17 protein-coding genes and 1 pseudogene are annotated in these 18,647 nt (G+C 32.7%); 14 read left to right on the top strand and 4 right to left on the bottom strand.

Annotated elements, in window-relative coordinates; genetic code table 11:
- Nucleotides 1-58 precede the first annotated feature (58 nt).
- The 6 genes from MKX66_RS07625 (at nucleotide 59) to MKX66_RS07600 (ending at nucleotide 6,472) form a co-directional block, all read left to right on the top strand.
- Nucleotides 59-694, top strand: coding sequence for a TetR/AcrR family transcriptional regulator (locus MKX66_RS07625; protein WP_002069302.1), 636 nt, complete (start codon nucleotides 59-61; stop codon nucleotides 692-694).
- 46 nt (nucleotides 695-740) lie between these two features.
- Nucleotides 741-2,003, top strand: coding sequence for an MFS transporter (locus tag MKX66_RS07620; protein WP_254904890.1), 1,263 nt, complete (start codon nucleotides 741-743; stop codon nucleotides 2,001-2,003).
- A gap of 6 nt (nucleotides 2,004-2,009) precedes the next feature.
- Nucleotides 2,010-4,349 (top strand): ABC transporter permease, encoded by a 2,340-nt coding sequence (locus tag MKX66_RS07615; RefSeq protein WP_326997819.1) that lies wholly within the window; start codon nucleotides 2,010-2,012, stop codon nucleotides 4,347-4,349.
- A gap of 12 nt (nucleotides 4,350-4,361) precedes the next feature.
- Nucleotides 4,362-5,123: an ABC transporter ATP-binding protein gene (locus MKX66_RS07610; RefSeq protein ID WP_341085866.1), complete on the top strand. Its 762-nt coding sequence runs from the start codon at nucleotides 4,362-4,364 to the stop codon at nucleotides 5,121-5,123.
- 106 nt (nucleotides 5,124-5,229) lie between these two features.
- Nucleotides 5,230-5,940: a class I SAM-dependent methyltransferase gene (locus MKX66_RS07605; RefSeq protein WP_002189612.1), complete on the top strand. Its 711-nt coding sequence runs from the start codon at nucleotides 5,230-5,232 to the stop codon at nucleotides 5,938-5,940.
- 118 nt (nucleotides 5,941-6,058) lie between these two features.
- Nucleotides 6,059-6,472 carry a VOC family protein gene (locus MKX66_RS07600; RefSeq protein WP_002012925.1) on the top strand — a complete coding sequence of 138 codons (414 nt, stop codon included), beginning with the start codon at nucleotides 6,059-6,061 and terminating at the stop codon, nucleotides 6,470-6,472.
- Nucleotides 6,473-6,648: 176 nt separating this feature from the next.
- Here MKX66_RS07600 and MKX66_RS07595 read toward each other — a convergent pair whose 3' ends face one another.
- Complete coding sequence (locus MKX66_RS07595) at nucleotides 6,649-7,281, bottom strand: type 1 glutamine amidotransferase family protein (protein ID WP_002017047.1); 633 nt, start codon at nucleotides 7,279-7,281, stop codon at nucleotides 6,649-6,651.
- 273 nt (nucleotides 7,282-7,554) lie between these two features.
- Here MKX66_RS07595 and MKX66_RS07590 point away from each other — a divergent pair, with 273 nt between their 5' ends.
- From MKX66_RS07590 to spoIISB, 5 genes are all read left to right on the top strand, one after another.
- Complete coding sequence (locus tag MKX66_RS07590; RefSeq protein ID WP_002017049.1) at nucleotides 7,555-8,031, top strand: MarR family winged helix-turn-helix transcriptional regulator; 477 nt, start codon at nucleotides 7,555-7,557, stop codon at nucleotides 8,029-8,031.
- 153 nt (nucleotides 8,032-8,184) lie between these two features.
- Nucleotides 8,185-8,922 (top strand): 2,3-diphosphoglycerate-dependent phosphoglycerate mutase, encoded by a 738-nt coding sequence (gpmA, locus tag MKX66_RS07585; RefSeq protein WP_326997715.1) that lies wholly within the window; start codon nucleotides 8,185-8,187, stop codon nucleotides 8,920-8,922.
- Nucleotides 8,923-9,260: 338 nt separating this feature from the next.
- Nucleotides 9,261-10,001 carry a type II toxin-antitoxin system SpoIISA family toxin gene (locus MKX66_RS07580; RefSeq protein WP_002189615.1) on the top strand — a complete coding sequence of 247 codons (741 nt, stop codon included), beginning with the start codon at nucleotides 9,261-9,263 and terminating at the stop codon, nucleotides 9,999-10,001.
- Nucleotides 10,002-10,113: 112 nt separating this feature from the next.
- Entirely contained in the window at nucleotides 10,114-10,239 is a 126-nt protein-coding gene (locus MKX66_RS07575; protein WP_002069312.1) for a hypothetical protein, read from the top strand.
- 76 nt (nucleotides 10,240-10,315) lie between these two features.
- On the top strand, nucleotides 10,316-10,492 hold the full coding sequence (spoIISB, locus tag MKX66_RS07570) for a stage II sporulation protein SB (protein ID WP_002189619.1): 177 nt from the start codon (nucleotides 10,316-10,318) through the stop codon (nucleotides 10,490-10,492).
- A gap of 18 nt (nucleotides 10,493-10,510) precedes the next feature.
- Here the strand turns inward: spoIISB and MKX66_RS07565 are convergent, their stop codons facing one another.
- Complete coding sequence (locus MKX66_RS07565) at nucleotides 10,511-10,900, bottom strand: YxeA family protein (RefSeq protein WP_002189620.1); 390 nt, start codon at nucleotides 10,898-10,900, stop codon at nucleotides 10,511-10,513.
- A 217-nt stretch (nucleotides 10,901-11,117) separates the two neighbouring features.
- On the opposite strand from MKX66_RS07565, the gene pepD reads away from it, so the two are divergent.
- Nucleotides 11,118-12,587 (top strand): beta-Ala-His dipeptidase, encoded by a 1,470-nt coding sequence (gene pepD, locus MKX66_RS07560; protein ID WP_002189621.1) that lies wholly within the window; start codon nucleotides 11,118-11,120, stop codon nucleotides 12,585-12,587.
- Between the two features lie 664 nt (nucleotides 12,588-13,251).
- Here pepD and MKX66_RS07555 read toward each other — a convergent pair.
- Entirely contained in the window at nucleotides 13,252-14,670 is a 1,419-nt protein-coding gene (locus MKX66_RS07555) for an exosporium leader peptide-containing protein (RefSeq protein WP_341085865.1), read from the bottom strand.
- 916 nt (nucleotides 14,671-15,586) lie between these two features.
- Nucleotides 15,587-16,057, bottom strand: a complete 471-nt coding sequence (locus MKX66_RS07550; protein ID WP_002189624.1) for a DUF5065 family protein — start codon at nucleotides 16,055-16,057, stop codon at nucleotides 15,587-15,589.
- A 454-nt stretch (nucleotides 16,058-16,511) separates the two neighbouring features.
- Between MKX66_RS07550 and MKX66_RS07545 the strand changes: the two genes are divergently transcribed.
- Both MKX66_RS07545 and MKX66_RS07535 read left to right on the top strand, forming a co-directional pair.
- Entirely contained in the window at nucleotides 16,512-17,171 is a 660-nt protein-coding gene (locus MKX66_RS07545) for a CatB-related O-acetyltransferase (RefSeq protein WP_098635015.1), read from the top strand.
- A gap of 719 nt (nucleotides 17,172-17,890) precedes the next feature.
- Nucleotides 17,891-18,642: pseudogene (locus tag MKX66_RS07535) on the top strand (ABC transporter ATP-binding protein).
- The last annotated feature ends 5 nt before the right edge of the window (nucleotides 18,643-18,647 follow it).

The raw sequence follows: 18,647 nt of genomic DNA, 5'->3' as shown, positions 1-18,647 counted from the left end.
CATACTAAACATATACTTTAAATAAACCGACAGTCGGTCCGTAGGAAGGAGTACATGAATGAGGATCGTAAAAGAATATGGGGAACGTAGAAATGAAATTTTAGAAACTGCTGAACGTTTGTTTGTTACAAAAGGGTATACGAAAACTACAGTAAATGACATTTTAAAAGAGATTGGTATAGCAAAGGGGACGTTTTATCATTATTTTAAGTCGAAAGAAGAAGTAATGGATGAAATTATTATGAGGATTATTAAAGCGGATGTTGCTAAAGCGAAAGCAATTGTCTCTAACCCTAATATCCCAGTTTTGGATAAGTTATTTCGAGTTTTAATGGAACAATCACCAAAATCAGGAGATGTAAAAGATAAAATGATTGAACAATTTCATCAGCCAAATAATGCGGAAATGCATCAAAAAAGTATAGTACAATCAATTATTCATTTATCTCCTGTTTTAGCAGAGATTTTAGAACAAGGAATCGCTGAAGGCATATTTTCTACTCCATACCCACAAGAAACGATTGAATTATTACTCTCTTCAGCACAAGTCATATTTGATGAGGGTTTATTCCAGTGGAAGCCGGAAGAAATGATGAGGAGGGCTAAAGCTTATATCAAAATGATGGAAGCATCTGTTGGAGCGAAAGAGGGAGCCTTTGATTACATGGTGGAGGTTTTAATCAAACAGAAATAGTAATTTTCTGTTTGGATATTATCGACCGACAGTCGGTCTGAATCGAATGAAAGGTGTGATAAGGATGTCAGCTAGTATAAGGTCTTCGATGAAAGATTTTCACTTAATGGTGAGTGGACAAATTATTACTATTTTAGGTTCAACACTTTTACGTTTTGCCCTGTCATTATATGTGCTAGATATAACAGGGCGTGCTGATATATTCGCAGGATTATATGCGGTAACGAGTATTCCGTTTTTACTAGCTCCTCTCGGCGGAGCGATAGCAGATCGTTTCAATCGCCGTGATTTAATGGTTATTTTTGACTTCATCAACGCTGCGATTGTATTAAGCTTTATAGTTTTGTTATTTACTGGACCTGTATCTATTATATTGATTGGAACAATTATGTTTTTACTAGCAGTCGTTAGTGCAATGTATTCACCTGTTGTAATGGCGAGTATTCCGCAATTAGTTCCAGAGAATAAGTTAGAGCAAGCAAACGGTATCGTAAATGGTGTGCAAGCATTGTCAAATATAGTTGCTCCTGTATTTGGAGGAATATTGTACGGCATAATTGGTTTGAAAATGCTCGTAATAATAAGTTGTCTTGCTTTCTTTTTATCTGCGATTTTAGAAATGTTTATTAAAATACCTTTTATAAAAAGAGCACGAGAAAGCCATATAATACCGACAATTGTAAAGGATATGAAAGAAGGATTTATATATGTTTTAAAACAACCATTTATTTTGAAATCTATGCTTTTAGCTGCATTACTAAATTTAATACTTACACCGCTATTTGTTGTTGGCGCTCCAATTATTATACGAGTAACAATGGAAAGTAGCGACACGTTATACGGAATTGGAATGGGATTGATCGATTTTGCTACTATTTTAGGTGCATTATCGATAGGTTTTTTTGCGAAAAAGCTACAGATGAAAACATTGTATTACTGGATGCTTTTAATAGCTTTATTAGTACTACCAATGGCACTATCAGTTACGCCAGTTATTCTTAATTTAGGATACTATCCACCATTTATCCTCTTTATACTTTCTTCTATTCTAATTGCAATGATCGTGACAATTGTATCCATCTATGTGATTACTGTAGTCCAAAAGAAAACACCAAATGAAAACCTAGGAAAAGTAATGGCAATTATAACAGCGGTATCTCAATGTATGGCACCAATTGGGCAAGTCATTTATGGTTTTATGTTTGAAGGATTCAGTATGAAAATTTATTTACCTATATTAGTTATTAGTTTCATAATGATAATAATAGCGATAGTGACGAAGAAAATATTATGGAATGAAGGGAACTAGCTCCATATGATTAGGAGAATGTTAAAAAGAGATTTCTCTCAAAATAAAATGATAATTACTATTCTATTTATGTTTATCATGTTATCAAGTCTTTTAATCGCAAGTGCTTCAAGTAACGTTATAAATCTATTGAACTCAACGGATCAATTGTTTAAAGTATCAAACGCACCGCACTTCGTACAAATGCATGCCGGAGAAATAAACCAAAAGTCAATCGATTCATTTGTAGCGCAAACTCCTTTTGTAAAAAAACAACAAACAGCAGAGATGGTTCAAATAGGCGGATCTAACATTTTTATAAAGAAGAAAAATCAAGCGGAACATAATAGTGTAATGGACATTAGCTTCGTTAAGCAAAATACTATTTTTGACTTTTTATTAGATTTAAATAATGAATTGATCGATGTTAGGAAAGGGGAAATAGGTGTACCAATTTATTATATGCAAAAATATAATTTGCGTATTGGAGATAAAATTTGGGTTGTTAAAAATAATAATGAGCTAGAATTTAATATTTCGGCATTTGTTCGTGATGTTCAAATGAACCCATCACTTGTTAGTTCAAAACGATTTGTAATAAGCGATGAAGACTTCGAAAGAATAAAGGGGAATTTTGGAGAAAGTGAATATCTTATTGAATTCCAGCTAACAGATTTAACTAAAATAAATGAATTTGAAACTTTATACCAGTCATCAAACTTACCTCAAAAAGGTCCCTCTATTACGTATTCACTCTTTAAAACACTCAATTCATTAACAGATGGAATAATAGCTGCAGTACTTATCATAATAAGTGCATTATTAATGCTAATCGCGATTTTATGTATTAGATTTACGATTATGACTTCAATGGAAGAAGATTATCGGGAAATTGGTGTTATGAAAGCTATCGGCATTCAAAGTAAAGATATTCAAAAACTATATGTAACAAAATATGTTGTTATTTCCGCTATCGGATGTATATGTGGATATATCCTTTCGTTATTTGTTACAAAAATATTTACCTCTAACATCGCACTTTATATGGGGACAGCTAATAAAAGTATTTTATATTATGTTGTGCCATTGATAGTCACAACATTGTTATTTCTAGCCGTTATCCTTTTTTGCCGCATCATTTTGCGGAATTTCAGGAGAATTACCGCAATAGACGCTTTACAATCAAGAGATAAACTAGGAAAAAGAAAGATTAGAAGATTTTTTTCTCTCTATCAAACTAAAATTACAAATGTAAATATATTTATTGGTATACAAGACGTAGTGAAACGATTTAAGTTATATCGAGTATTAAGTATCGTTTTAATTATTGCAGTGTTCATGATTGTTGTACCAGTTAACTTTTTGTACACGATTCAGTCACCGCAATTTGTTAATTATATGGGAACAGGAAAGAGTGATATACGAATAGATTTACAGCAATCTGAAAATATAGAAAAACGGTTTAATGACGTTATATCGTATGTCGGAAACGATGAAGAGGTAGAAAGATATGCAGCATTTGTAACGAGTACATTTAAAATGGTGAAAGCTGATGGTACACATGAAAACTTAAATGTAGAAGTGGGAGATTTCGCCCAATTTCCAATAGAATATGTTAAAGGTATGGCACCAAAAAATGAAAATGAGATCGCTCTCTCTTATATGAACGCAAATGAATTAAAAAAGAATATAGGGGATGAAATCGTTTTATTTGTAGAAGGAAAAGAGAAAATGCTAACTATTAGTGGTATATATCAAGATGTAACGAATGGAGGAAAAACAGCTAAAGCGAGTTTTTCTTATAATAAAGAAAATATATTATGGTACGTAGTAAATGTAGATATGAAACCCAAAGTGAATCTACAAGAAAAAGTGAAGGAGTATAAACAAAATTTTAATTTTGCAAAAATAACAGATACGGATAATTATTTATCTCAAACTTTAGGAGAGACAATTAAACAATTAAGACTCGTGACACAAGTGGCAATTTTGATTGCTATATTGATATCGGTTTTAATAACTGCGATGTTTTTTAAAATGTTATTGGTAAAAGATTCTTCGCAAATATTAATTATGAAAAGTATCGGCTTTTCCTACAAAGATATTCGTATACAATATGTTACTCGTTCTATTTCTATAGTATTAGTAGGTATTTTAACAGGGACATTTATAGCTGCTACGTTTGGAGAAACACTAATAAGCTGGTTAGGTTCATTTATGGGAGCAGCTCACATAAAGTTTGTTGTTAATCCGATCATTTCTTATGTAATATGTCCAGCTATTTTATTTATATCTGTGACCGTAGCAACACTTTTCAGTAGTTTTACAGTGAAACAAACAAATGATTTAAAGCAAAATGGGGAGTAGGAGGTGTGTAATTTGAAAAAAATTTTAGAAGTAAAACAATTAAATAAAAAATACGCAATGGATGGAAATAAAACTTACCATATGTTAAAAAATATAAATTTAGAGATTTATGAGGGAGAGTTTATATCGGTCATGGGACCTTCTGGTTCAGGGAAATCGACGTTACTATATAATATTAGCGGAATGGATCAAATGTCATCAGGAAGTGTGAAAGTTGATAGTAAAGAAATAACATGTATGAAAGAAGAGGTGTTAGCAAAATTACGACTCAGCGAAATGGGATTTATTTTTCAACAGAGCAATCTTCTTAGAAATTTGAATCTTTTTGATAATATAGTTTTACCTGCGTATTTAGCAAAATTTGAGAGCAGGAAAATAATAAATAAACGTGCACTTGAATTGATGAAAAAAATGGGGATTAGTCAAATTGCAACTAATAGTATAACTGAAGCATCAGGAGGAGAATTACAAAGGGTATCTATTTGTAGAGCACTCATAAATAAACCTAATATTATTTTTGCTGACGAACCAACGGGTGCTTTGAATTTAAAAGCGACAGAAGAAGTAATGGATATTTTAGCAAATATAAACCGCATGGGAACTACAATTTTGCTAGTTACTCATGACGTAAAGGTAGCAGCTAAAACAGAAAGAGTTCTTTTTATGGTGGACGGAGAAATTGTTAGCGAAATACAGATGGGTAAGTATAGAAACGATGATTTGAAGGTGCGAGAAGAGCAGTTGTTAAAATGGTTAACTGTACTTGGATTTTAAAGAGATAATATTTTTGACTCCTATTGAATATAGGAGTTTTTTCTTTGTTTGAAAGTTTAAAAAGAGATATAATAATTTTCTGACTATTGATTATGGAGGGGTATAAATGAAAAGTGAAACGTTACATACTCAAGAAGATATATTAAAAATGCTTGATTTATTATTAAGACCCGCAGTACCATTTTGGAATGAATTTTACACGAATAGAGAAAAGGATGTTCCTTTTTTTGCAAATGTTCCAGATGAGAATTTAGTTTCATATATACAAACAGAATGGATTTCAAAAGAGAAAGTGTTAGAGCTTGGATGTGGTCCAGGAAGAAATGCAATTTATTTAGCGAAACAAGGGTTTGATGTAACAGCCGTAGATTTGTCTATAGAAGGAATTAATTGGGCCAAAGAGAGGGCGTTAGAAAATGGAATAGAAATACAATTTGTTTGTGAATCGATTTTTAATTTGGATTTTCAAGATGAATATGATTTTGTATATGATTCCGGTTGCTTGCATCACATTCCACCACATAGAAGAATGAATTATGTTGATCTAGTTAAAAACTCATTAAAATCGGGTGGTTATTTCGGATTAACATGTTTTGCAGCAGGTGATTTGAATGAGCGAAATGGATCGGAAATAACGGACTGGGATGTGTATAGAGGATGGAGTTTGCAAGGTGGTCTTGCATATTCAGAAGAAAAGTTAAGAGAGATATTTAAAGAATTTGAAGTAATTGAAATTAGAAAAATGCAGCAAATTGAACAACCAAATAATATGTTTGGAGAATCATTTCTTTGGACAGCATTATTTAAGAAGAAATAAAACATAGATAATTGACAAACTCATCGTTTTTATAGACAATACACTTATGAGAATATACGTTCGGTTTTATTGTCCGATGTATGTTTTGCATAAATACATAACAAGGGGATGTCTCTAAATGGGTAACACAAATCAAAAAATCACTACGTTTTTAATGTTTGAGGGCAAAGCTGAGGAAGCGATGAATTTTTACACATCGCTATTTAATCAATCAGAAATTGTAAGTATCTCTCGTTATGATGAGAATGGACCAGGTAAAGAGGGAACTGTAATTCATGCAACTTTTACGCTAAATGGACAAGAGTTCATGTGTATTGATAGTTATGTAAAGCATGATTTTACATTCACTCCAGCTATGTCTCTTTATGTAACTTGTGATACGGAAGAGGAAATCGAAACAGTTTTTAATAAACTAGCACAAGATGGAAAAGTTCTTATGCCTTTAGGTTCATATCCGTTTAGTAAAAAGTTTGGCTGGTTAAATGATAAGTATGGTGTGTCTTGGCAGTTAACTCTTGCTGGAGATGAATAATTAAAATAATATGGTGATATTAATGTTATAAAAAATAAAAGGGATGATACAAGATAAATATGTATCATCCCTTTTATTTTTTGTTTTACAACCGTCATCGGTTGTATTTATAACGACTTTAGGGGTGCTTTTTAAGTTTTTTATATAATATAAAACTGCTAATTTAATTTTTCAGCTTATCTAGTAATTGAATTCATTAACTGGAAGAAGTATTCAGGCTTATAAGTCTTATTTAGGTTATACCATGAATGTAACGTATCTGGTGCAAATACATCAATTTTTTTCAATACTTCCATTGCAAATTCCAGAGGAGCTACTCCTGATGCAGTAATCAAATTTTCATCACATACTGCAGGTTCCATCTTATAAAGTTGTTCTCCTTTATAATTAGGACAAACCATTTTAATATATTCTAAATCATTGCTTGTATGTTTTCTAGAATCTAGGTATCCAAAATTCGCTAACCCCTCAGTTGCACCACAAATGGCAGCAACAATAGTGCCGAGTTTTAACGCTTCACCAATTTTTTTTAAGATAGGGTGATGAATGCTTTCCCCCCAAGTAGTCCCTCCAGGTAAAACTAAAAGATCGTTACTCTCAAGAGTACATTCATCCAGGGAAATATCTGGCTTTATGCTCAGTCCTCCCATCGTAGTAATAATTTCATTATTAGCTCCTACTGTAACTACCTTTAAAGGGGCTAACTCTTTTTTGAAATATCTTCCTGAGTTTAGTTCTGCAATTAAATGTCCATATTCCCAGTCTGACATCGTATTAAATACATAAAGATAAACTTTTTTTGTTTGCATACAATAACACTCCAATCACAATTGAGTTTTTAAAAAAATATTAATAAATAAATTTTACAATATTTATCATTTGAATTTAACCTATTTCCTTAAGAATTCTTTAAAAAATAATTTGGATACTTTATTTGAAGGTATGATTTACGAATTAAACAACCTTCAAAAAATATAATAGTTGAAATTTGTTGGTTTTAGAATGAAGAAATTAGGCTCAATATACCAACTTAATTATTCATAATTGAGTTGTGGTATAATTTACATACAGGGGGAAAGTAGATGACACAACATAAAGAAGAGCAAATGAATGAGGCATTAGCATTATTTTACTTTGCATATAAAACTTTTACAGAAAAACCAGATGAAATAATAAAAGAGTATAGTATACAGCGTGTACATCATAGAATTCTGTTTTTTATCGCTCGTTTTCCAGGGCTTAGTGTAAATGAACTGCTATCACTTTTAGAAATAAGTAAACAAGCTCTTCACGGACCGTTGCGCCAACTGTTAGATAAAGGACTTATTGAGAGTAATGAAGCTGCACATGATCGTCGTGTGAAACAGCTGTCTTTAACAGAAGAAGGAACAGACTTAGAGAAAAAACTGAGCGATGTTCAAAGAGAACAAATGGGAGCTATTTTCTCACAGTTTGGCGAATCATGTGAAGAAAATTGGCATCAAGTTATGAATGAAATGGCAAATAGCCGTTCAGGATTTGATGCATGGACGTCTAAGCGTGAAATACCAGTAGAATAAAAGATAGAAACAGTATCTTGTTTTGTAGTTTGAAAAATCATAAATTTTTATCTGTATATTTGGCAACTATGGATAAAAAATTCACATTGCCAAAAACTTTATATGTGTACGTATTGAAATTTTAAAATTCATATTTCCGAGAGGGGAATTATAATGATAAAACTTGTACTCATTCGTCACGGACAAAGTTTGTGGAATCTTGAAAATCGATTTACAGGATGGACAGATGTGGATTTATCAAAGAATGGATTAAGTGAAGCGAGAGAAGCAGGAACAATATTAAAAAAGAATGGATATACATTTGATGTTGCGTATACCTCGGTACTAAAACGAGCAATTCGTACATTATGGATTGTACTGCATGAAATGGATCTCACTTGGGTCCCTATACATAACTCATGGAAGTTGAATGAACGCCATTATGGTGCACTACAAGGATTGAATAAAGACGAAACTGCAAAAAAATATGGAGATGAACAAGTTCATATTTGGAGAAGAAGTATAGATGTGAGACCGCCTGCACTTACTGAAGATGATCCTCGATATGAGGCGAACAATCCAAGATATAAAACGTTAAAAAAAGATGAATTCCCATTGACTGAATGTTTAGAGGATACGGAGAAAAGAGTAGTTGATTATTGGCATTCAGAAATTGCACCGTCATTAAAAAGTGGTGAGAAAGTAATTATTTCATCGCACGGTAATACAATTCGTTCGCTAGTGAAATACTTAGACAACCTTTCAAGTGATGGTGTGGCTTCATTAAATATTCCAACTAGCATTCCGCTTGTTTATGAGTTAGATGAAAAATTACGTCCGATTCGTCATTATTACTTAAGTATGGATGGAGAAGTACCTGAAGGGGAAATTCCGAAACATATTTCTTTTTAACATGAAAATTTGAAACGCATGCTTGTCTACATATACAATGTAGATTCATGATAAAGTGAAACTTTAATCAGTGGAGGGTGTTCATCCCGCACTGATTATTAGCCTTCACCAATCGGGCTTTTATGGGCAGTTGATCCCTCACCTAACGTCTTTGCTTTCGCTGAATTTTGAGGTGGGGGGTCTTACTGCCCGTTAATGCGGGATAAAAGACGCGGCCTCCTTCTAATGTATATGCGATGTAGCTAAATTTAGAAGCTTGTCCACGTCTTTTGTCATAAAGAGAGCTGCTTGTGCATGTAATGATATCGTGAGTAGTTTTTGAATGGAGGGTGATATGATTGGTAATCTCTAACATTCGAATCGGCTTATTTATTTTAGCGATCATTTTTGTAGTTCTTGTTTTCTTTTATTGGAGAAATGAAGAGTTATACGAAGAGAAAAAGCAGCGAATTCGAAAAACTTGGTATGGATTATTCATAACATCAGTCACAGTTTATTTCATGATAAAAGGAATCGATTTAACCCTCTGGAAAAACTTATTAATGTTTACTGCGATGGTCATTTTCGTTGATATTGCATTTATTTTAACACCTAACATTTCTGAAATATGGGGAGCGAAATTTAGCGATATCGGTAAAACTGTTCAATCCATAAAGCGGTCATTAATCGCCTCAAAAGCAAGAGGAGAAATATATACGAACATTATCCAAAATATTAATCCAGCAGCATTTGGGACGATGGAATGGCATACGGAAGAGGAATATACAAAAAGCTTAAACGCATTTTTAGATTCATATGGGGAAAAAATTGGAGCGAAAATTGTTGTATTTGAAGCGGTGAAGGAATTAAATACAAACTTTCGTGGTATCCGCTCTCAATTTAGTATTATTGTTCCATTAGAACACATCGAGCAATTGAATGAGCAGAAAGCGGTGCAAGTAGAAAATGTCGGAATTATACCAGCAAAAATAGTTAGTGATGTTTTCATTGTTATTGATGGGAAGAAAAATAACCTTCAAGATCGAGATTTTGAAAATGTATATAATTTAACAATTCATCATAGTTATTTTAGTAAATAAGGACAGAATCTTTTTCTGTCCTTTTCACCTATACATAAAGGGAGAACAAATTCAGACAAGCTTGTATAAAATTGGACAATCATTCCTACACTAGCACGTAGAGGTGATTGTAGTGATAAAAGATTATGACAATGATTTTTTTAAAGAAAATAATGAAGATACAACAGATTTCTCTTTAATAAAAGGAGATACTTTGCAGCAAGTAGAAGAGTTAGAAGAAGAATTAAAAAGAAAATGATACGTGTACACTCTGTCTGCATTTGCTATATAATATAAATAAAAGGTTGTATTTTTTTATAAAAGGGGGAGAAGAGATGGCAGAAATAAATGTACAAAAATCTTCGTTTTTTAAAGAAAAAAAGGAAGAATCGAATACAGATTTCTCTCTTGTGAAAGGTGCACTAACAGAAAATATAAATCGTTTAGAAAAACTTATGAATAGAAACAGTTCGAAATATATACGAGTGAAAAAAACAAAAGAAAATGCATAGTGCATTTTCTTTTGTTTTTTATTTAGCATTTAACTTTTCTTTTACTTTTGCAGGTAACTCAGCTTCCTGAACCTCTTCATATGACTTCACTTCAATTGATGATATTTCATTTTTGCTCTTATCATCTTGATCTACATAAAGACATAAAAATGCCTTTTCATTTAATTTATGTTCGTTTGATGCTTTCTTACTTCTAAATGTAATTTGTTTTTTTACTCCGTCTTCGTCATAGGCGGGCAACGTGTAGTTTCGTAAGTTTTTACCTTCTACTTTTTCGATAGTCCCTTCGCCTTTTATCTGCACATAATACACATCTTTACCAATTCGATTTAGTGATGCTCGCTCACACCCAATAGTAATACTAGAAAATAATAAACATAGTGTAATAATTGATAAAAACTTTTTCATTTTGTTTATCTCCTTAAATTTGTTTCTTTACACAGTATACGGCTATTATGAAATGAGGAAAATCGATATAGCTTACAACACCCTTACAATATTGTAAGAGTGTTGTACATAAAATGAATAATATATTAAAAAGTTAAAAGAAAGGTAAAATAATGAATCATGGTATAATGATTAAAGACTTACATATTATTTTGTCATTTTGAGAGGAGCTTGAAAAATGTATTCTACTTTAGAACAATTAACAAAGCACCCTGTATTTTATCATTTTGCAGAAATTTCAAAGATTCCTAGAGGATCAGGTAATGAAAAGGAAATTAGTGATTATTTAGTGAGCTTTGCAAAAGAGCGTAATTTAGAAGTGATTCAAGATGAAGCATTGAATGTCATTATAAAAAAAGAAGCAACTGCTGGCTATGAAAATGTACCAGCTATTATCATTCAAGGTCATATGGATATGGTATGTGAAAAAAATCAAGCAACCGTACATGATTTTGAAAAAGATCCAATTGAATTACGAATTATTGGGGACATGTTATATGCAAATCAAACGACTTTAGGAGCGGATAATGGTATCGCAGTTGCGTATGCAATGGCTTTATTAGATGCATCAGACATTTCGCATCCAGCACTTGAAGTAGTTATTACTACTGAAGAAGAAACAACAATGGGCGGGGCTTTCGCTGTTGATGCAAATCACTTTGAAGGAAAGATTTTTATAAATATTGATTCTGAAGAAGATCATAAATTACTTGTAAGTAGTGCAGGTGGTGCGAAAGCTGTAGAAACAATTCCAGTAATATGGGATGAAGCGCCAGTGAATATGGATGCATTCCGTCTATATGTTGGTGGTCTAAAAGGCGGACATTCTGGTATGGAAATTGATAAACAACGCGGTAATGCGAACAAAGTATTAGGACGAGTATTACGTGATTTATCAGCAAATATCCAATTTGATGTAAGTGAGGTTCACGGCGGATTAAAAACAAATGCAATTCCGCGTGAAAGTGTGGCTACAATTGTATTGCGTACGGAAGATATAGAGAAAGTAGAAGAAAAACTAGAATCATGGACAAGAGTATTACAAGAAGAAATGCGTGCTGTTGATCCAGATGTTCATGTAACTCTTACAAAATTGGATGAGAAAGTAGAAAAAGTATTTGCTAAAGAGACACAAAAGCAACTTATTTCATCATTATTCTTAATTCCGAATGGCATTCAAAGTATGAGCATGGATATTAAAGGTCTAGTAGAAAGTTCAACAAATTTAGGCGTTATTGAAACGTTGCAAAATGAAATTAAATTACGTAACGAAGTGAGAAGTTCTGTCAGTAGTTTAAAACAACATGTTGCAGATGAAATTAAATGTATTGCCGAATTAGTTGGTGCAACATTTGAAATAGAGTCAGAGTATCCAGAATGGCCATACAATCCGAATTCACAGATTCGTAATTTGTTTGAAAAAGTGCATCAAGAAAAATACAATAAAGATGTTGAAATCTTTGCTGTGCATGCAGGGATCGAATGTAGTGTATTCGTTCAAAAGATGCCTGAATTAGATGCAATTTCATTCGGTCCAGATATATTCAACGTTCACACTCCAGATGAGCATATTAGTATTTCTTCTGTTGTGAATAACTGGGGATTCTTCGTTGATGTAATGAAGGGAACGAAAGAATTAGTTAAGTAATAATGATGAAATGAAAAGTAGCCTATAAAACTTTATAGGCTACTTTTTTTGTATAGAATTTTATTAGAAATTCATTTTTCATCAGTATGTAATATTAAGTTTTACAGTTAATAATGATTAATTGCTGTTTTTTTAGTACTTATGAAGGGGAAAATATACTTTATTGTATATATACTTCTGTTTATTTTATATTTTATATTTTATATTTTATATTTTATTTGTGTTATAGCAAAATCGTCATATGTTACATTTTAATGTATTAATATATATCCGAATTAATGCATAGGGAGATGGTACATTATATTTTGGTTAGGATGTATTTTAGGATACATTGTAGGACTGGTTATTACAAGTGCATTACTTTATTTTGGTTTTAGATCCGAGGAAGAACAAAAAGAAGATATACAAAGGAAAATGATAGATGTATTTGTAAAAAAGGAAATGGAGCCACTGACGGAGATAAAGAATAATGGGAAGAAAGTTCAATGGAATTTGAATTTTGTTAAGAAATAATTACTTTGTTTATCATATAGATTCATTTTTGAATATTGGATTTACTTAGAAACGAAAAAAGTCTCTCCAATAAGATTTGAAGAGACTTTCTCTCATATACCATAACAACTTAGCTTGTATAGAAACAGGGTTTAAGTTCTTTCTAAGGTATTTATGGAGTACCGATAGTTCCTGCGAGCAATGAAGCAATTCTATCTAAAGCTTCCTGTACTGTTGTAGGAGGAGGAGCAGCCCAATTTATTGGATTGATAGGTGCATAAGCTAAATCGAAAGCGTCATCAACTCTAATTAAAGAAGTATTTGTTCCTATAAGAGTTATTCGGGAACGAATAGGTAATGAATCAACTGTCGCTCTGACTCTTGTAATAATGTTATTAACGCCATTGACATTTAAATTACCTGAATTAGGACTGGGATTAAAAATGTTTTCTGTAATAGCAAAACTGGTTAAATTTAAAGGGTCAATTGGAATATGACCAGATTGTACATTAATAATGACATTACCATTTATTCCTCCACCAACTAAATTGACTTGAGTATCTGTGGTCGCTTGTGAATTAATAGTAATATTACCATTAGAAACGAATGAAGCAAACATCACCATGTTAATGCCATTTTGAGTATAACCAGCGGATAACATTGAGTCACGGATATTAACTTGATTCACAGAAGTAGATAAAGCTGTGAATATAGGAGTAGGGGTTATATTAACGCTAACAAAGAATAATTTACCTGAAATACTTTGCGCTGTTTGAAAGTTAAAATCAAGTGGCCCACTTATTAATGACAGATTGACAAACCCAGATCTAGGATCTTGTGAAAAATTCAAATCAAACCAAGTCGGATCATTTATATCAAAAGGAATTTGTAATCTAGTTAATAAAGTACTAGTCCCAATCAGTTGAATGTTAGCTTTTAAATGAATTAATGGTTCAATATAGGTACCGGGTCCAATTTTGATAGCATAACGTTTAGTTATATTTAAAGGATCCGGAAATGGCGCTATTGCATCCGTTATTGATGCCATTGCTGCAGTAACTGTTAAAAACGGTGCACATTCAGAACCATCAGCGGTAACGTCATTACCAGCTTTGTTTACATAGACTATTTGAGTGAATATTGGTAGTGGCTCTATACATCCAGGTCCAGTGGGCCCAGTAGATCCAGTGGGCCCAGTAGATCCAGTGGGTCCGGTAGGTCCAGTGGGTCCGGTAGGTCCAGTGGGCCCAGTAGATCCAGTGGGCCCAGTAGATCCAGTGGGTCCGGTAGGTCCAGTGGGCCCAGTAGATCCAGTGGGCCCGGTAGGTCCAGTGTCCCCAGTAGATCCAGTGGGCCCGGTAGGTCCAGTGTCCCCAGTAGATCCAGTGGGCCCGGTAGGTCCAGTAGGTCCAGTAGGTCCAGTAGGTCCAGTAGGTCCAGTGCTCCCGGTAGGTCCATCAGGTGGCCCAGTAGGCCCAGTAGGTCCGGTGTTGCCAGTAGGCCCAGTAGGAAGTGTGAATGGTGGAATAGGTGGTAAAGTAGGTCCGACTAAATTAGGATTTACTGAAGAAAAAGATAAAAACTCGTCCATAATAATTTCACCTCTGAAAAATTAGTATTACTAATAATAAATGCAGAAGTAGAGAAAAGCGAAATGGACAAGTGAAGAATTAGACAATGGAATTTTCATAAAAGCGTTATTTGAAAGAAAAGGAGAATGAAGATGGATCAAAAAATAAAAGGGCATTTTATATTAGGAATTGGATATCATGGTCTAATCATAAAGATGAACTTACTTTATAACAATTAGAATACGACCCAAAAATCCAGAAAGAGTTGGGAGCTTTCTTCGAGCAAGAGTGAAAAGAATGGTCAGCAAATTATATTGATGGTGGATGGAGTTTTGAAGAGGAAGATATTTGAATAGAAAGTGACAGCTGAAATGTTTGGGGCGTATTAGCTGTCACTAAAATAGATATTAATTTTTATTATTAGTTTTTTTTAGTTAGTATTTTTTCTCTTATTTCTAGAGGGAATTGTACCAAAGATTGCTCCGGATATTGCTCCAATTAAAGTCATAAAAATTGCACTCCATGCTGCAAATGACATTATTACACCTCCAAATAATAAATTATTGTTTCTTAGCCCTTTGAATAGAAATGATAATTGCAACACCTATTAAGAAAATAAGAGGAGACCAAGAAAAGAAAGACATTTAATATTCTCCTTTCAATATTAATTTTAAACTTTTGTATAAATAAATTATCAAATATTTAAAGAGTGAACATATAGAATATGCAATATTGCATATCGGATTGTAGAACATAAAGAAGTGAAAACGGTTAGTGAATAAAAATGCTAATTTATAAAGAAAGTAAGGATTTCTTCTAGCCCTAAAAAGGGGAAACAATCAAAAAATCCCCCCCCTTATATAAGGGGGCTTTTAAAATGGTCTTTGTCTAATAACAATAGTATTTAACATTTAATTAATGGCGAATTTACGTTAATTATTTTGAGATTTTAAAGCTGCCCCCATAATAATAATTTTCTCCAAGTTTCATAACAGCTACATATGTTCCTGGATTATAAACCTTAGTAATAGGTGTTACAAATCTACCATAATTATGTGTTATACCTGAGTCGTAAATGGTTTTATATCTATGCAAGTTTATTTCATCATTTTCATTTCCACTCAATTGATATATTTTTACAATACCAGTATCCTTACCACCAGTATATATATTAACATCGAATGTATCTCCATGCTTTAAGTCACCAACTGCTAACTCTTCTAAAAAATCTGCATTATGATGTAATAAAAAATAGTTTTGCCACCGCCAATTATCTAAAAGTTGTGATTCTTTTTGTGTAAGTTGCGATTCAGCAGACACGGGTGGGAGTGTACCAATTGTATTCGAAAATAAAAATCCTCCAACAGTCAATGCGCCAATAATTGTTGATTGCCTTAAAAGTTTCATGTTCTAAACCTCCTATTTACTTAAGGATTCAGAAATCGTATTTGTGAAAAACTAGCTGTGAAATCTAATGGATGATAATATCTTCTATAATCATATTAACATTTATTGATTTATCAGACAAATTAATAAATAATAAAATTATATCGAGGGAGTGAAGGCTAATATAAGAAAGAAGTTAGAGATATAGCTAATAAATCTTTATTATATGTAATTGCGATTTATTATTTGAAAACATGATTATTTTAAAACTGAAATTTCAATGCACGCGTTAAGTTTGAACACATAATTTTACAATTTGACTTATATAATTTATCACGTTATGATTTTTTTATTATAAAAGAAGGGCTTGAATATAATGATTCGTCGTTTGAGAAAGCTAAAAAATGTAGCAGTCGTATTAAGCTTCTAAGTGAATTACAAAGATCTACAATACTTAGAAGCGAGGAATAAAGTTATGAAGCATCCATTATATAATCATTGGTCAGAAACGAAGTATTTAAAAGATATAGTAACAAATCCACTCATTGAGGTAGGAGAGTACTCCTATTATTCAGGGTATTATGGTCATCAAAATTTTGAAGATGGCTGTGTAAGGTATTTGTGGGGGGATGCTAAGTCCCGAGTACTTTTCAATCCAATTGAACAGATGGGATGGCATCTTGATAAACTCATAATTGGGAATTATGTTTGTATTGCCAGTGGAGTAGTCATATTAATGGGTGGTAATCATAATCATCACTCAGAATGGATTACAGTATATCCATTCGCTGAGCAAATAGAACATTCATATGAACCGAAGGGCGATACAATCATTAAAAGTGATGCCTGGATTGGAATGAATGCTATTATAATGCCAGGCGTTACAATCGGTGAAGGTGCTATCGTTGCAGCAGGATCTGTCGTAAGTAAAGATGTTCCGCCATATACGATAGTGGGCGGTAATCCTGCTAAGGAAATAAAGAAACGGTTCACTGATACAGAAATGAATATGCTAATGGAAATGCGGTGGTATGATTGGGATAGAGAGTTGATTGAGAAGGCAATTCCTCTTTTATCTAGTCCAGCCATTGAACCATTATTTGCTTTTTATAAAAATGAAGTAAAAAATAAATAAATCAGCTAGAAAAACTACATTCAATATAGGATGTAGTTTTTTTATTATTTGTACTAGAAACAATTATGAAATAATCTCCCCATTATGGTTTAGTTTTTATAAATTATCTTAAGAAAAATTAAGAAATATAACCAGTAGTTCTTAATATGTTTTATTTATAATTCAAATGATTACACAAAATTGTTTCTTCATTTTCCCTTCAAGGTGTTCCATCACGAATTACTCGCCTGGAGGTAGAAAAGGTAGCTTATATGTTAGAAGTTTCAGTGATACTCCAAAAGCATCCACCTGAAGTATCTAGTGGGCAGCAACATGTATACTTGTGCATGAGCCAGCCATTATAAAGTTTATAAAGGCTGCAGCAATAATTCTTTTTTTGTGAGATGGCGAAAAGGGATTTTTTATGTGCAATTCATTCTGTTTTCTTAACAAAACACCTAGTGCTTTCTTATCTTAAAGGGGAACATATTTATTACTTAGATTGTCTATTATGTGTATTACTAAAAATAGATATTCAAATTAAATACAATAAATCCCGTTTGATACCTATTTTTATGTATTACAAAAGTATGAAAGGACTTATTATTTTGAAAAATAAAAGGATGTGTATTCGTGGTGGACAAGTTTAATACTTTTACAGATGAAGCATTGCAAGTGGAAACGAAAAAGACATAACTCAAACAGTAGCTTATCAATCATACAAACGTAGGAGGATATATATGACGAAACCAGTTGTAGACGTGAAAAACGTTCAAAAAGTGTACGGTAAAAAAGCTGAGAATCAATCACACGCATTAAAAGGTGTATTCAAGATGGTGAGTTTGTTGGGATTATGGGGCCATCTGGTTCTGGCAAAACAACATTATTAAATGTAATTTCGACTCTTGATAAAGCGACAGGTGGCGTTATTGAAATTGCAGGAACGGATATTACGAAAATGAAGCAAGGTGAGCTTTCTGATTTCCGTTCGCAAAAGTTAGGATTCATTTTCCAAGACTTTAATTTATTAGAGAATTTATCTATTTACGAAAACATTGCACTTCCATTATCTCTTCAAGGTGTCCCATCACGAAAAATTGGGCCGAAAGTAGAAAAGGTAGCTGATATGTTAGGGATTGTAGCAATACTTCAAAAGTACCCATCTGAAGTATCTGGTGGACAGAAACAGCGTTCAGCAGCAGCACGTGCGTTAGTGCATGAGCCTGCAATTATTTTAGGGGACGAGCCAACAGGAGCTCTTGATTCTAAAAATGCAACTAGTTTACTTAATGCAATGACAAATTTAAATAAAGAACAAGGTGTATCTATTATGATGGTTACACATGATCCATACAGTGCAAGTTACTGTCAGCGTATTTTATTCATTCAAGATGGTGAGTTATATAAAGAAATTCACCGTAATGGTACACGTGAAGAGTTTTACAAAGAAATTTTAGACGTGCTTGCAGACTTAGGCACACAAAAAGCATAAGAAAG

The sequence above is a fragment of the Bacillus sp. FSL R9-9530 genome (assembly GCF_038008145.1).
GTDB classification, from domain to species: domain Bacteria; phylum Bacillota; class Bacilli; order Bacillales; family Bacillaceae_G; genus Bacillus_A; species Bacillus_A mycoides.
This window is presented reverse-complemented; position numbering and strand designations above follow the sequence as displayed.